Genomic DNA, 14485 nt, shown 5'->3' on the forward strand with positions numbered 1-14485 from the left:
ACCCCGAGCCGGCCAGGTGCACGTCGGAGACATCCCGCGCAAACGAGGAGGAACCCCAACATGAGAAGAGTACGCACCGGCGGCCTGGCCGCCGCCGCGGTCGCATCGCTGCTCGCCGTGTCCGCCTGCGGCGGGGGCGAGGCCGCGGAGGCCTCCTCGGACACCGAGGTCCGGCTGTGGCTCAACGGCACCGACACCCCGCAGGAGCTGCGCGACTACCTGAAGGAGACCTTCGAGGCCGACCACGAGGGCATGACGCTGGTCATCGAGGAGCAGGACTGGAGTGGCCTGGTGCCGCGGCTGCAGACGGCGCTGTCCAGCGAGGACCAGACGCCGGACCTCGTCGAGATCGGCAACACGCAGAGCCCGACGTTCACCTACGCCGGCGCCTTCACCGAGCTGACCGACGTCTACGAGGACCTCGGCGGCGACGACCTGCTCCCCGGCTTCGTCGACGCCGGCACCGCCGACGGCACCCTCTACGCGGTGCCCTACTACTCGGGCGCGCGGGCGGTCTTCTACCGCAAGGACCTCTTCCAGCAGGCCGGGGTCGCGGTCCCGACGACGCTCGAGGAGTTCCGCACCGCGGCGATCGCGCTGCAGCAGGCCAACCCCTCGCCGGACTTCAGCGGCTTCTGGTTCCCCGGCCAGGACTGGTACAACGGCGTGGCCTGGGTGTTCAGCAACGGCGGCGACCTCGCCGTCCAGGAGGGCGACCGCTGGGTCGGCGCGCTGTCCAGCCCGGAGTCGCAGGAGGCCCTGGCCGAGGTCCAGGACCTGTTCACCAACGCCACGCGGGCTCCGCGCGACGCCGACTCCAACGAGCCGTGGGTGGCCTTCAACAACGGCCAGGCCGCGATGTTCTCCGCCCCGACCTGGGCCCGGTCCAGCATCGCGCTGCCCGAGTGCGACAAGGGCGTCGACCCGGACGACACCTCGCCCGAGGCCGAGGCGCTGCTGGCCGAGCAGCAGGCGTGCAACGAGGAGATCACCGGCGTCTTCCCGCTGCCCGGTGAGCAGCCCGGCTCCAGCGCGCCGGTCTTCGCCGGCGGCTCGAACATCGCCATCCCGACGATGTCGCAGCGCCAGGAGGAGGCCCGCGACCTGCTGCGGATCATCTTCAGCGAGGAGTACCAGACGATGCTGGCCGAGAACGGGCTCATCCCCGGCAACAGCCAGTACGCCGACGCCCTCGGGGACGACGTCTACGCCCAGGCCGCGCTCGCCGCGGCGCGCAACGCCAAGCTGACGCCGGCCGCCGAGCAGTGGGCCGACGTCGAGGGCGCCCGGATCCTGGAGGACTTCTTCCAGCAGGTCGCCAGCGGTGCCGACGTCGCCCAGGCCGCGGCCGAGGCCGACCGGCTCATGGAGGAGACGCTCAACTGACCGCCCGACCGGGGAGGGCGGCCCGCCCGCCCTCCCCGGTCCCCGGACGCCCCGGAGCCTCTGCGATGGCCGCGCCACCCCTGCCGCCCGAGACGGCGGCACCCCCGCGGGACCCGCTCGTCGCCGAGCCCGTCCCCGCCCGTCCCGTCCCGCCCCGGCGGCGCCTGCCCTGGCGCTCGCGCCTGGGCCCCTACGCCCTGCTCGTCCCGGCGCTCGTCCCGGTCGCCGTCGGCCTCGGCTACCCGCTGGCGCGGCAGTTCGTGCTGTCCTTCCAGGAGTACGGCCTGGCCCAGCAGTTCGGCCGGCCGGCCGAGTGGGTGGGCCTGCGCAACTACACCGACCTGCTGTCGGACCCCTACGTGTGGGGCGTCATCGGCCGGTCGATCGCCTTCTGCCTGGTCAACGCCGGGCTGACCATGGCGATCGGGGTGACGCTGGCGGTCCTCATGACCCGGGTCGGCCGGGGCGCCCGGATCACGCTGCAGGTCGGGCTCCTGCTGGCCTGGGGCACCCCGGTGCTGGCCACGCTCACCGTCTGGCAGTGGCTGTTCGACTCGCAGTACGGCGTCGTCAACTGGCTGCTGTCGGACCCGCTCGGCGCCGAGGGCTTCCGCGGGCACTCGTGGATCATCGAGCCGGCGTCGTTCTACCTGGTGGCCACGGTGATCGTGGTCTGGATGAGCGTGCCGTTCGTCGTCTTCACGACCTACGCCGCGCTGCTGCAGGTGCCCGCCGAGTGCGTCGAGGCCGCCCAGCTCGACGGCGCCAGCGCCTGGCAGCGGTTCCGTCACCTGTCGCTGCCGCTGATCAAGCCGGTGCTGCTGATCGCCGGACTGCTGCAGGTCATCTGGGACCTGAGGGTGTTCACCCAGATCCACGTCCTGCAGAAGGCCGGCGCCCCGACCCGGGAGACCCACCTGCTCGGCACCTACGTCTACTCGCTGTCCCGGGAGTTCTCCCTGGCCGGCGCCATGGCCACGGTCATGCTCGTCATCACGCTGTGCCTGACCGGCTTCTACATCCGCCGCATGCTGCGGGAGGAGGACCTGTGAGCGCCGCCGTCCCGCCCACTGCCGCCGTCCCGACGGCGGTGAGCCCCGCCCGGCCCGCCCGCCGCCCGCGCCGCCGCATCCGGCCGCGCACCCGGGCCGCCCGCTGGCTGCTCGGCGCGCTGGCCGTCGTCGTCGCGCTGGTGTGGGCCTTCCCCATCTACTGGATGGTCAGCAGCGCCTTCCTGCCCACCGCCCGGCTGCGGACGCCGGAGCCGACCTTCTTCCCGTTCGACGGCACCCTGGCCAACTTCCGCCAGGTGCTGACCGACGGGTCGTTCTACGCCTCGTTCCGCGTCTCGCTCGCCGTCACCGGTCTGACGCTGGTGTTCGCGGTGTTGTTCGCATTCGTCGCGGCACTGGCGATCAGCCGTTTCCGGTTCCGCGGGAGAAAGGCGTTCATCGTCACCGTCCTCGTCGTCCAGATGATCCCCGCGGAGGGGTTGTTCATCTCGCAGTACGCCGTTCTCGACGACTGGGGTCTGGTCAATTCCGTACTGGGTCTGACCATCGTCTACGTGGCGGCCATTCTCCCGTTCACGATCTGGATGCTGCGCGGTTTCGTGAACGGCGTCCCCATCGAACTGGAGGAGGCCGCGATGGTCGACGGCCTCTCCCGCACCCGCGCCTTCTTCCGCATCACCTTCCCGCTGCTGGCGCCGGGCCTGGTGGCCTCGGGTGTCTACGGGTTCCTGCAGGCGTGGAACGAGTACACCCTCGCCCTGGTCGTCATGACCGACCCCGGCGAGCGGACCCTGCCGCTGTGGCTGCAGGGCCTGGTCGAGGCCAACCGGGCCACCGACTGGGGCGTGGTCATGGCCGGCGCGACCCTCATCGCGGTGCCGGTCATCGCCTTCTTCCTGCTGGTGCAGAAGCGGATGAGCGCCGGTCTGGTGGCCGGGGCGGTGAAGGGGTGAGGGCGCCGGGCTGGTCGGTCGGCCTCGACATCGGGGGCACGAAGGTCCTCGGCGTCCTCCTCGACGACGTCGCCACCGTCCGCGGCAGCGTCCGCGTGCCCACCCGGCGCGGCACCGAGGGCGTGGTCGCGGCCGCCGCCGAGGTGGTGGAGCAGCTGTGCGCCGACGCGCGGATGGCCGTCGACGACCTCGCCGGGGTGGGCGCCGGCGTGCCCGGGCTGGTCGACCCCGCCACCGGGGCGGTCTCGCACGCGGTGAACCTCGGCATCGACGACCGCGGCGTGGCGCTGGCGCCGCTGCTCTCGGCCCGCCTCGGCGGGGTGCCGGTGGCGGTGGAGAACGACCTCAACGTGGCCGCCGTCGGCGCGGCCCGCGTGCTCGGCCTGCGCGGTGACCTCGCGCTGCTCGGCCTGGGGACCGGCGTCGCCGCGGGCCTGCTGCTCGGCGGCGGGCTGCGCCGCGGGCACGGCGGGGGAGCGGGGGAGATCGGGCACGTGCCGCTGGACCCGGCCGGCCCCCGCTGCCCCTGCGGGCAGTGCGGCTGCCTGGAGCTCTACGCCTCCGGCTCGGCGCTCGACGCGGCCTGGCCGTCCCCGCCCGGGGTGCCGGCGGCGGCCGCGGTCTTCGGCGCGGCGGCCCTCGGCGACCCCGCGGCGGTGCGGGTCCGGGACCGCTTCGCCGGCGCGGTGGCCGCCGCCGTGCGGCTGCTGGTGCTGACCTGCGACGTCGAGCACGTGGTGCTCGGCGGCGGGGTGGCGGAGGTGGGCCAGCCGCTGGTCACCGCCGTCCGCGAGCAGCTGGAGCGGCAGGCGGCCGGGTCGCCGTTCCTGCGCAGCCTGGCCATCGCCGGACGGGTGACGGTGGTGCCGGCCGGGGTGCCGGTGGCCCCGGTCGGGGCCGCGCTCACCGCCCGGGAGGCCGCGCCTCCTCCCGTGGGGGCCGCGTGGAGGTGATCGTCCTGCCCGGTCCCGACGACGTCGCCCGGGTCGCCGCCGACGTGGTGGCCGACGTCGTGCGGCGCCGGCCCGGCGCGGTGCTGGGGCTGGCCACCGGGTCCTCGCCGGTGGGCGTCTACGCCGAGCTGGCCCGCCGGGTCACGGCCGGCGAGCTCGACCTGACCGGCGTCAGCGGATTCGCGCTCGACGAGTACGTGGGCCTGCCGGCCGGGCACCCGGAGAGCTACGCGGCCGTCATCGCGCGCGACGTCACCGGCCCGCTGGGCCTCGACCCGGCCCGCGTGCACGTGCCCGACGGCCGCGCCGCGGACCTCGAGGCGGCGGCGGAGGCCTACGAGCAGGCACTCGCCGACGCCGGCGGGGTCGACGTCCAGCTGCTCGGGATCGGCGCCAACGGGCACATCGGGTTCAACGAGCCGACGTCGTCGTTCGGGTCGCGCACCCGGCTCAAGACGCTGGCGGCGCGCACCCGGGCGGACAACGCGCGCTTCTTCACCTCGCCCGACGAGGTGCCGCTGCACTGCCTCACCCAGGGGCTGGGCACCATCCTCGGGGCCCGGCGGCTGCTGCTGGTGGCACAGGGGAGCGCCAAGGCCGAGGCGGTCGCGGCGGCCGTCGAGGGGCCGCTGACCAGCATGGTCCCGGCCTCGGCGCTGCAGCTGCACCCGCGGGCGACCGTCGTCGTCGACGAGGAGGCGGCCGCCCGGCTGACCCTGCTCGACCACTACCGCCAGGTGTACGCCGCCAAGCCGGACTGGCAGCGGCCCTAGCGGACCCGGCGACCGGCCGCCCAGACGCCCGTGACGGACCGGTCCGGACCGAGGGCGACGACGTCGGCGGCGTAGCCGGGCGCCAGGCGGCCGAAGGTGCTCTCCAGGCCGAGGGTCCGGGCCGGTGCGGCGGTCAGCGCGGTGACGGCGGCGACCTGCTCGACACCCGCGCCGAGCGCGGTGCGCAGCGCGGCGTCCTGGGTGAGTGTCGACCCGGCGATCGTGTCGGTGCCCGCGACCACCGCCCGCCCGCCGCGCACCTGCACCGCCCGACCGCCCAGCCGGTGGTCGCCGTCGCCGGCGCCCGCGGCGGCCATCGCGTCGGTGACCAGCGCGACCCGTCCCGGTGCGCCGGCCAGCAGCAGGCGCGCGACCACGGGGTGCACGTGCACGCCGTCGAGGACGAGCTCCAGGTTGACCCGGGGGTCGGCCAGCGCGGCGCCGACCGGGCCGGGCTCGCGGTGGTGCAGGCCGGGCATGGCGTTGAGCGCGTGGGTGAGCAGCCGGGCGCCGGCGTCGAAGGCGGCCGCGGTGAGCGCGGCGTCGGCCTCGGTGTGCCCGACGGCGACGACCACCCCCGCGGCGGTGAGGTCCCGGACCGCCTGCAGGGCGCCGGGCAGCTCGGGCGCCACGGTGACCTGCCGCAGCGTGCCGCGCGCGGCGGCGAGCAGCCGGTCGACGGCGTCGGCGGTGGGGGCGAGCAGGTGGCGGGGGTCGTGCGCGCCGCAGCGGGCCGGGGCGAGGAACGGGCCCTCGAGGTGGGCGCCGAGCACGGTCGGGTCACCGGCGGCCACCTCGGCGATGCCGGCCAGGGACGTCTCCAGCTCCGCGAGCGGCGCGGCCACCAGGCTGAGGACGGAGCGGGTGGTGCCGGCCGAGCGGTGCACGGCGAGGGCGGTACGGATGGCGTCGGGGCCGTCGTCGAAGGCCGCGCCGCCGCCGCCGTGGGCGTGCAGGTCGACGAACCCCGGCACGAGGTCGGCGCCGGCGAGGTCGACGGTCTCGTCCGCGGCCGGGCGGCGGCCGGTGCCGGTGGCGGTGATGGCGTCGCCGTCGAGCAGCACCCAGCCGGGCCCGCTGACCCCGCCGGCGTCGACCAGCCGTGCCCCGGCCAGCAGCGTGCTCATCCGCGCAGCGCCCTGCCCGCGAGTGCCTCGGCCGCCGCCTGCGTGAGCACCCGGGCCGCGCCGTGGGTGGTCAGCACGGGGCCGGTGGTCAGGCCGGCGTCGTCGGGCATGCCGAGCACCACGACGACGGCGTCGTGCCGGGCGGCGAGCAGCGTCTGCAGCCATCCGCGCTGGTCGGGGTGCCGGTAGGCATCGCGGACGGCGACCACCAGCGGCCGCCCGCCGGCGCGTCCGGCCACCTCGGCGGGCGCCGGGTCGCCGCCGCGCACGGTCACCGCCTCGGCGAGCAGGCCCAGCCCGGCCAGCGGGTCGGCCAGGCTCCACCGGGCGTCGCCGACGGCCATGTTCGCCTCACCGCGCAGCTCCACGACCACCGCCGGGGCGGCCAGCGGGACGACGTCGCGCAGCCGCAGCGCCCGCCGCGCGGCCACCGCACCGGGGTCGCCCTCCGGCACCGCGCCCGCGGCCCGGGCCGCCTGCCGCTCGCGCAGCGCGCGCACCCGGCCCACCGCCTCGTGCAGCCGCGCCTCGGTCAGCCGGCCCTCGCGCACGGCCGCGGCGACCGCCCGCCGGATCGCGGCGCAGTGCTCCTCGCCGTCCTCGGCGCCGACCAGCAGCAGGTCCGCGCCGGCCGCCAGCGACAGCGCGCCGGCACCGGCGATCCCGTGTGCGGCCCGCACCCCCGCCATGTCGAGCGCGTCGGTGACCACGACGCCGTCGAACCCCAGCTCGCCGCGCAGGACGTCGACCAGCCACCGCCGGCTGAGCGTGGCGGGCTGCGCGTCGACCGCGGGGAAGACGACGTGCGAGGTCATCACCAGCTCCGCGCCGGCGGCGACGGCCGCGGTGAAGGGCGGCAGCTCCCGGGCGCGGGCGGTGCCGGGGTCGACGTCGACCACCGGCAGGCCGAGGTGGGAGTCGACGGTGGTGGCGCCGTGGCCGGGGAAGTGCTTGGCGCACGCGGCCACGCCGGCGGCCTGCAGGCCGGCCACGAAGGCGGCGCCGTGCCGGGCGACCAGCGCCGGGTCCGCGCCGAAGGACCGCACGCCGATCACCGGGTTGCGGGGGTCGCTGTTGACGTCGACCGACGGCGCGAGGTCGACATCGACCCCGGCGCGGCGCAGGTCGGCACCGACGGCCGTGGCCACCGCGCGGGTCAGCGCGACGTCGTCGACGACCCCGAGGGCCAGGTTGCCCGGGTAGCCGCTCCCGACCAGGTAGTCGAGCCGAGTGACGTCGCCGCCCTCCTCGTCGAGGGTCACCAGGGCGTCGGGCGCGGCGGCGTGGACGGCGTCGCTGATCGCCCGGACCCGCTCCGGCGCGGACTGTGCGGGCCCCGCGGTGAGGTTGGCGCCGTAGACGCAGACGCCGGCCATCCCGCGCCCGAGCGCGTCGGCGACCCAGCCGGGGACCTCCGGTCCGGAGAAGCCCGGGACGAGGCAGGAGTCGACCAGGTCGTCCAGTTCCGACATCGGCTCCGCCGTTCCCTCGGGCGCCGGGAAATGGAGCGCCGACGGCTCCGGGAATGGCGCACGGCGAGCATATCGGCACGGGGCGCCGCGCGGGCCGGGAAATGGCGCGCGGGCCCTTTCCCCACCCCCTCGGCTGCACTACTGTCGCCAGCGCGCCGGGCGACGTTCCGGTGCGCGCGGGAAATGCATCCCGCCGGCGCTCCACACCGCTTCGGAGGACCCGCGATGGCGACCGTCACCTACGACTCCGCGACGTGCGTGTACGACGGGGCCGACCGCCTCGCCGTCGACGCGCTGGACCTGGAGGTCGCCGACGGCGAGTTCCTCGTCCTCGTCGGCCCGTCCGGCTGCGGCAAGTCCACGTCACTGCGGATGCTGGCCGGCCTGGAGCGGGTCGACGCCGGGCGCATCCTCATCGGCGGCCGTGACGTCACCGGGGCCGCGCCGAAGGACCGCGACATCGCGATGGTGTTCCAGAACTACGCGCTGTACCCGCACATGACCGTCGGCGACAACATGGGCTTCGCGCTCAAGGTCGCCGGGGTGGGGAAGGCGGAGATCCGCGAGCGGGTGGCCGAGGCCGCCCGGATGCTCGACCTCACCGACCACCTGGAGCGCCGGCCCAAGGCGCTGTCGGGCGGCCAGCGGCAGCGGGTGGCCATGGGCCGGGCGATCGTGCGGCGGCCGCAGGCCTTCCTCATGGACGAGCCGCTGTCCAACCTCGACGCGAAGCTGCGCGTGCAGACCCGCACCCAGATCGCCCAGCTGCAGCGGCGGCTCGGCGTCACCACCGTCTACGTCACCCACGACCAGACCGAGGCCATGACCATGGGCGACCGCGTTGCGGTGCTGAAGGACGGCCTGCTCATGCAGGTGGGACGCCCGCGCGAGCTCTACGACCGGCCGCGCAACCTCTTCGTGGCCGGCTTCATCGGCTCGCCGGCGATGAACCTGTTCCCCCTGCCGGTCGTCGACGGCGGGGTGCGGCTGGGCGAGCAGGTGGTGCCGGTGGCCCGCGAGGCGCTCGGCCGCGCCGACGCCGCGGAGGTCGTGCTGGGCGTGCGGCCGGAGGACCTCGAGGTCGGCGGGGTGGGGCTGCCGCTGGAGGTCGACGTCGTCGAGGAGCTCGGCGCCGACGCCTACGTCTACGGCCGCGCCGAGCTCGGCGACCGCACGCACGTGGTGACCGCCCGCGTCGACGGCCGCCGTCCGCCCGCCAAGGGCAACGTCGTCCGGGTCGCCCCGCGGCCGGGGTCGGTGCACCTGTTCCGCGCCGCCGACGGCGAGCGCATCGCGGCCTGAGCAAGCGGGCGCATCGCGGCGCGAGCAGTTCGTCCGGGTACCGGAACGCCGCCGGGACCGACAGGTCCGCACGAGCGGCCGGGGTGCTGCTCGTCAGCTCCAGGGCCGTTCCGAGCAGGCCGTTCGTGTTCCCGATCTCGATCGGGTCACGCGGCGCCCCAGTGGTGGGGGGCGTGCGCGGCGCGGCGTGTCGCGGGGAGTGCGCCGTGGTCCGGTTCCGCCGCGTCCGGACACCCGGACCAGCGAGCCCGGCGCGACCGGGCCCACCCAGGGAGTCGACGTGCAGCTCACGTCCCCACCACGTCGCGCCCTCGGCCTCGCGGCCGCCGGCGTGCTCAGCCTCTCTCCGCTCGTGATCGGCCTGCCCGGCACCGCCGCGGCCGAGACCCTCGAGATCATCTCCTTCGACGCCGACGAGACCGGCTCCGTCGAGGTCCCCCTGACCGGCTACTGCGCCATCGACTGGTGGGTCGTCGGCGGCTCCGGCGGTGCCGGCCACGAGGACGGCGCCGCGGTCGCCGGCGCGCCCGGCGGCGAGATCCGCGGCCTGAGCGCCGTCACCGGCGGCGAGACCTTCACCTTCGCCGCGGGCACCGTCGGTGCCGACGCGGACGCCGACGGGGGCGGTGCCGGCGGGACCAACGCCGAGGACCCCGACCTCGACGGCGGGTCCGGCGGGGACCAGGTCGACGGCGACGAGGTCGTCGTCGGCGGTGGCGGCGGCGGTGGTGCCGCGTCCGTGGTGCTCGGCCCCGACGGCTTCCGGCTCGTCGCGTACGGCGGTGACGGCGGCGGTGCCGAGGGCGGTGCGGGCGCCGGCGGGGGCGCCAACGTCGTCGACGCCGGCCTGGCCGACCAGGTGGACGGCGCGTACGACGCCGTCGGCTTCCACGGCCGCGTCGAGGGCCAGGTCCTCCCCTGCGAGCCCGTGGAGGAGGAGGTCGTCCTCACCGCGCCGCTCGCGCCCACCGGCCTCTCCGCCGTCGACGGCGACGGCCGGGTGACCGTCCGCTTCGACCCGACGTGGTCCGAGGACGAGAACGGCACCGACGCCGACACCTGGGAGTACAGCCTCGACGGCGTGCACTACCTGCCGGCCGACGCCGCGTGGGACGAGGGGTACCGCACGCAGGCCTTCACCCTCACCGGCCTCACCAACGGCACGACCTACGCGATCCGCGTCCGCGGGGTCAGCGACCTGACCGGCACCGGCACGCCCAGCGAGCCGGTGGCGGCCCGCCCGTTCGTCGCCCCCGGCGCTCCCGGCGGCGTGACGGCCACCCCCGGCGTCGCCTCGGTGCGCGTCGGCTGGACGCCCGCTCCCAGCGCCGGCACCTACGGCATCGACCACTACGCCGTCGACCTGATCACGAGCGGCGGTGAGTTCGGCGACCGCAGCACGGTGTGCGAGGTGCCCGCCGGTGCGCCGCTGACCTGCCTCGTCGGGCTGCGGGCCGAGGCCGGTTACACCTACCGGGTCGTCGTGTCCGCCGTCGACGGCGTCGGCCACAGCGGGACCGACTCCGCCGTCGTCCCGGTCGGCACCCCGGCCGCGCCGGCCGTCCCCTCGACCGTCCCGGCCTCGAACGGCGACCTCACCCGCCCGGCCGGCCAGTCCGGCTCCGTGGCGGCCGGCTCGGCCGTCGAGGTCTCCGGCAGCGGCTACCTGCCCGGCTCCACCGTCAGCCTGATCGTGTACTCGGCGCCGCAGGTGGTCGGCTCCGCGGTCGCCGACGGCAACGGCCGGTTCACCGTCACCGTCACCCTCCCGAAGGGCCTGGCGAACGGCGCGCACACCCTGGTCGCCGCGGGCGTGGACCCCTCGGGCAACCCGCGGTTCCTGACGCTGCCCGTCACGGTCACCGGCGGCACCGCGACCGCGGCGGCCACCACCGGCGGCCTGGCCTACACCGGTGCCGACGTCGCCGTCCCGGCCCTCGGCGGCCTGGCGGCCCTGGCCGTCGGCGGCGGGCTGGTCGTCGCGGGGCGCCGCCGGCGCGCCTGACCGCACCCCTCCCGGCGGCCGCCGTCCCCTCGCGGGGCGGCGGCCGCCGTGCTGTCCGGCCCGGGTTCCGGTGAGGTGGAGCCGTGGACCGCCGCTCCGATGCCATGGACCCGACCGCCCACCCCCGCCCGCTGCTGCGCCGGCCGTGGCGCTCCCTCGACGGCGAGTGGCGGTTCGCCGCGGACCCCGACCTCACCGGCCGCCCCGGCACGGTGCGCTTCGACCGCACCATCCGCGTCCCCTACGCCCCCGAGACCCCGGCCAGCGGCGTGCACTGGACCGGCCCGCTGCACCGCGCTTGGTACCGGCGCCCGCTGCCCGGCCGGCAGGGCGACCGCCGCACCGTGCTGCACCTCGGCGCCGTCGACCGGGTGTGCGACGTGTGGGTGGGCGGCGCGCACGTCGCCTCGCACGAGGGCGGCTACACGCCGTTCCGCGTCGACGTCACCGACTTCCTCGGCGACGGCGCCGACCTCGTCGTCCGCGCCGACGACGACCCCCGCGACCTCGAGGCGCCGCGCGGCAAGCAGGACTGGCGCGACGAGCCGCACGAGATCTTCTACCCGCGCACCACCGGCATCTGGCGGACGCCGTGGCTGGAGTCCGTGGCGCGCGCCCACGTCACCGACGTCGTCTGGCGCGGCGACCCCCGGACGATGCGCGTCGACGTCCGCGCGGAGCTGTCGGTCCCCGTCACCGGGGCCCGCCTGCACCTGCGCCTGCGGCACGGCGACCGGCTGCTCGCCGACGACAGCGTCCGGGTCGACGGCGCGGTGGTCGAGCGGACCCTGCAGGTCGGCGACGGCGGCACCGACGACCGCTGGCACCTGACCTGGGAGCCGGGCCCGTCCCCGGTGGTCCTCGACGCCGAGCTGGCGCTGGTCGGTGACGACGGCGAGGTGCTCGACGAGGTGGCGAGCTACACGGCGCTGCGCTCGGTCGAGGTCGACGACGGGCACCTGCTGGTCAACGGCCGCCCGGTGCCGCTGCGCCTGGTGCTCGACCAGGGCTACTGGCCGCACACCGGCGCCACCCCGCCCGACGTCGCCGCGCTGCGCCGCGACCTGGAGCTGACCCGCGCGCTGGGCTTCACCGGCGTGCGCAAGCACCAGAAGACCGAGGACCCGCGCTGGCTCGCGCTCGCCGACCGCATGGGGCTGCTCGTCTGGGCGGAGATGCCCTCGGCCTACCGCCCCGGCCCGACGGCGGCCGCCCGGCTCCTGCGGGAGTGGGCCGACGTCGTGGCGGCCCACCGCGGGCACCCGAGCGTGGTCGCCTGGGTGCCGCTCAACGAGTCGTGGGGCGTGCAGGAGGCGGCCACCGACCGCGCCCAGCGCGGCCTGCTCACCGCGCTGGCCGCCACCGCCGACGCCCTCGACGGCACCCGCCCGGTCTCGGCCAACGACGGCTGGGAGGCCCTCGGCGGGCAGGTCCTCGGCGTGCACGACTACGAGCAGGACCCGGCCGTGCTGGCCGCCCGCTACGCCACCGCCGCCGACCTCGAGCGCCTGGCCACCGGACGCCGTCCCGACGGCCACCTGGCCGACCTCGACCGCGCGGGCGTCGCCGGGCGGGCCGTCGTCCTGTCGGAGTTCGGCGGGATCGCCCTGAACGCCGGGACCTCCGACGACCCCGGCCGCACCGAGCCGTGGGGCTACGCCGACGCCCGCTCGCCGGAGGACCTGCTCGAGCGCTACCGCGCCCAGTGGGCGGCGGTGCACGCGAGCAGCGCCCTGGCCGGCGCCTGCTGGACGCAGCTCACCGACACCTACCAGGAGGTCAACGGGCTGCTGACCGCCGACCGGGTGCCCAAGTGCGACGTCGAGGCGTTCCGGCGGGCCACGGTCGGCGAGGTGTGACGCGGTGATCACGGCCGGGCAACGATCACCGCCTCGACCTGCGGAACCCACCGGGCCGGGCCAGTGTCGGCACCGAGACGCCCCACCCCAGCTGCCAGTCGAGCTCCGGAGGTCCCCGTGCGCACGAACCGGCTCCTGCCCCTCGCCGCGGCAGCGGCCCTGCTCCTGTCCGCCTGCGGCGGCGGGGAGAGCGTCGACACCGGGGGAGGGGGAGGGGGCGGCGACGACGTGCTCATCGCGGCGGTCAGCGCCGAGCCCGACCAGTTCGACCCGCACGTCACCAACGCCTACGCGAGCTTCCAGGTGCTGGAGAACGTGTACGACACCCTCGTCGTCCCCAGCGCCGAGGACCTCACCATGCAGCCGAGCCTGGCCGAGTCCTGGACCACCAGCCCCGACGGCCTGAGCTGGACGTTCACCCTCCGCGACGGCGTTCCCTTCCACGACGGCAGCGAGTTCGACTCCGCCGACGTCGTCTACAGCTTCAACCGGATCATCGACGAGGAGCTGACCAACGCCTACCGGTTCGCCACCGTCTCCGACGTCACCGCGCCCGACCCGCGGACCGTTGTCGTCACGCTGACCGAACCCACGCCGAACCTGCTCGCGCAGATCGGCTCGTTCAAGGGCATGGCGATCGTCTCGGAGAACGCCGCCGAGGAGTTCGACCTGCAGAGCGAGGCCAACGGCACCGGCCCGTTCCGGCTGGAGAGCTCCGACGCCAACGCCACCGTGCTCACCGCGTTCGACGAGCACTGGGGCGGGGCGCCGAGCATCGACGGCGTCGAGTTCCGCTACATCACCGAGCCGACGGCGGCGCTGACCGCGCTGCGCAACGGCGAGATCCAGTGGACCGACAACGTGCCGCCGCAGAACGTCGCCGACCTCGAGGGTGACGACGAGGTGGAGCTCGGCTCGGTCACCAGCGTCGAGTACTTCTACATGTCCATGAACTACGCGGTCCCGCCGTTCGACAACCGCGACGTCCGCCGCGCCATCGCCACCGCCGTCGACCGCGAGGAGGTCACGCAGGCCGCCCGGTTCGGCGCCGCGCAGCCCAACCAGACGGCGATCCCGCAGGGCAGCCCCTGGTACCTGGACTACGCGCCGTTCACCCCGGACCAGGAGGCCGCCCGCCAGCTGCTCGAGCAGGCCGGCGTGCAGACGCCGATCACGATGGGCCTGATGGTCACCGACGAGTCCCCGGAGACGGTGGCCGCCGCCCAGGTGATCGCCAGCCAGCTCGAGCCGATCGGGATCGACGTGGAGATCCAGGAGGAGGACCTGGCCACCTGGCTCGACCGGCAGTCCGAGGGCGAGTTCGACGCCTTCATGCTCAGCTGGATCGGCAACATCGACCCGGCCGACTTCTACGAGAACCAGCACCTGTCCACCGGCGGCAGCAACTACCAGGGCTACAGCAACCCGCAGGTCGACGACCTGCTCTCCCGGGCCGCCACCGAGCCCGACCAGGCCGCCCGCAAGGCCCTCTACGACCAGGCCGCGCAGCTCGTCGTCGACGACGTCAGCTACCTGTACCTCTACAACCCCGACGAGGTGCAGGCCTGGGCGCCGGGGCTCACCGGCTACCAGGTGCGGGCAGACGCCGCGATCGACTTCCAGAACGTGGAGCTGCCCTGAG

At 75.7% G+C, this 14485-nt stretch carries 11 protein-coding genes; 9 read left to right on the plus strand and 2 right to left on the minus strand.

The genetic code is table 11. The annotated features are described in order from the left end of the window. Positions 1-60: 60 nt before the first annotated feature. From FN207_RS21590 to nagB, 5 genes are all read left to right on the plus strand, one after another. The gene (locus tag FN207_RS21590; protein WP_142460510.1) at positions 61-1386 is read left to right on the plus strand and encodes an extracellular solute-binding protein; all 1326 of its coding nucleotides are present in this window, start codon (positions 61-63) and stop codon (positions 1384-1386) included. Between the two features lie 65 nt (positions 1387-1451). Continuing rightward, a complete protein-coding gene (locus FN207_RS21595; RefSeq protein WP_142460511.1) occupies positions 1452-2438 on the plus strand; it encodes a carbohydrate ABC transporter permease in 987 nt (328 codons plus the stop codon). Beyond that, positions 2435-3352 (plus strand): carbohydrate ABC transporter permease, encoded by a 918-nt coding sequence (locus FN207_RS21600; protein WP_221888343.1) that lies wholly within the window; start codon positions 2435-2437, stop codon positions 3350-3352. Before FN207_RS21595 ends, FN207_RS21600 begins: the two co-directional genes overlap by 4 nt. Then, entirely contained in the window at positions 3349-4305 is a 957-nt protein-coding gene (locus tag FN207_RS21605) for an ROK family protein (protein ID WP_142460512.1), read from the plus strand. Before FN207_RS21600 ends, FN207_RS21605 begins: the two co-directional genes overlap by 4 nt. Next, positions 4296-5078 (plus strand): glucosamine-6-phosphate deaminase, encoded by a 783-nt coding sequence (nagB, locus tag FN207_RS21610; RefSeq protein WP_142460513.1) that lies wholly within the window; start codon positions 4296-4298, stop codon positions 5076-5078. Before FN207_RS21605 ends, nagB begins: the two co-directional genes overlap by 10 nt. On the opposite strand, the gene nagA is transcribed toward nagB, so the two are convergent. Both nagA and FN207_RS21620 read right to left on the minus strand, forming a co-directional pair. After that, positions 5075-6205, minus strand: a complete 1131-nt coding sequence (gene nagA, locus FN207_RS21615) for an N-acetylglucosamine-6-phosphate deacetylase (protein WP_142460514.1) — start codon at positions 6203-6205, stop codon at positions 5075-5077. The genes nagB and nagA overlap by 4 nt on opposite strands. Next, the gene (locus tag FN207_RS21620) at positions 6202-7677 is read right to left on the minus strand and encodes a glycoside hydrolase family 3 protein (RefSeq protein WP_142460515.1); all 1476 of its coding nucleotides are present in this window, start codon (positions 7675-7677) and stop codon (positions 6202-6204) included. The genes nagA and FN207_RS21620 overlap by 4 nt, the downstream gene beginning before the upstream one ends. Before the next feature lie 225 nt (positions 7678-7902). Here FN207_RS21620 and FN207_RS21625 point away from each other — a divergent pair, with 225 nt between their 5' ends. From FN207_RS21625 to FN207_RS21640, 4 genes are all read left to right on the plus strand, one after another. Next, a complete protein-coding gene (locus FN207_RS21625; RefSeq protein ID WP_142460516.1) occupies positions 7903-8979 on the plus strand; it encodes an ABC transporter ATP-binding protein in 1077 nt (358 codons plus the stop codon). 280 nt (positions 8980-9259) lie between these two features. Further along, positions 9260-10984 (plus strand): fibronectin type III domain-containing protein, encoded by a 1725-nt coding sequence (locus FN207_RS21630; protein ID WP_142460517.1) that lies wholly within the window; start codon positions 9260-9262, stop codon positions 10982-10984. 83 nt (positions 10985-11067) lie between these two features. Further along, a complete protein-coding gene (locus tag FN207_RS21635) occupies positions 11068-12843 on the plus strand; it encodes a glycoside hydrolase family 2 protein (RefSeq protein WP_142460518.1) in 1776 nt (591 codons plus the stop codon). 117 nt (positions 12844-12960) lie between these two features. Beyond that, positions 12961-14484 carry an ABC transporter substrate-binding protein gene (locus tag FN207_RS21640; RefSeq protein WP_142460519.1) on the plus strand — a complete coding sequence of 508 codons (1524 nt, stop codon included), beginning with the start codon at positions 12961-12963 and terminating at the stop codon, positions 14482-14484. Position 14485: the final 1 nt, after the last annotated feature.

The sequence above is a fragment of the Geodermatophilus aquaeductus genome, from assembly GCF_900182545.1.
Taxonomy (GTDB): Bacteria; Actinomycetota; Actinomycetes; order Mycobacteriales; family Geodermatophilaceae; genus Geodermatophilus; species Geodermatophilus aquaeductus.

Bases quoted from the DNA above. Each gene is read 5' to 3' on its own strand.
- FN207_RS21625 (WP_142460516.1), top strand. From the start codon at position 7,903: ATGGCGACCGTCACCTACGACTCCGCGACGTGCGTGTACGACGGGGCC.
- FN207_RS21590 (WP_142460510.1), top strand. From the start codon at position 61: ATGAGAAGAGTACGCACCGGCGGCCTGGCCGCCGCCGCGGTCGCATCG.
- nagA (WP_142460514.1), bottom strand. From the start codon at position 6,205: ATGAGCACGCTGCTGGCCGGGGCACGGCTGGTCGACGCCGGCGGGGTC.
- FN207_RS21595 (WP_142460511.1), top strand. From the start codon at position 1,452: ATGGCCGCGCCACCCCTGCCGCCCGAGACGGCGGCACCCCCGCGGGAC.
- FN207_RS21620 (WP_142460515.1), bottom strand. From the start codon at position 7,677: ATGTCGGAACTGGACGACCTGGTCGACTCCTGCCTCGTCCCGGGCTTC.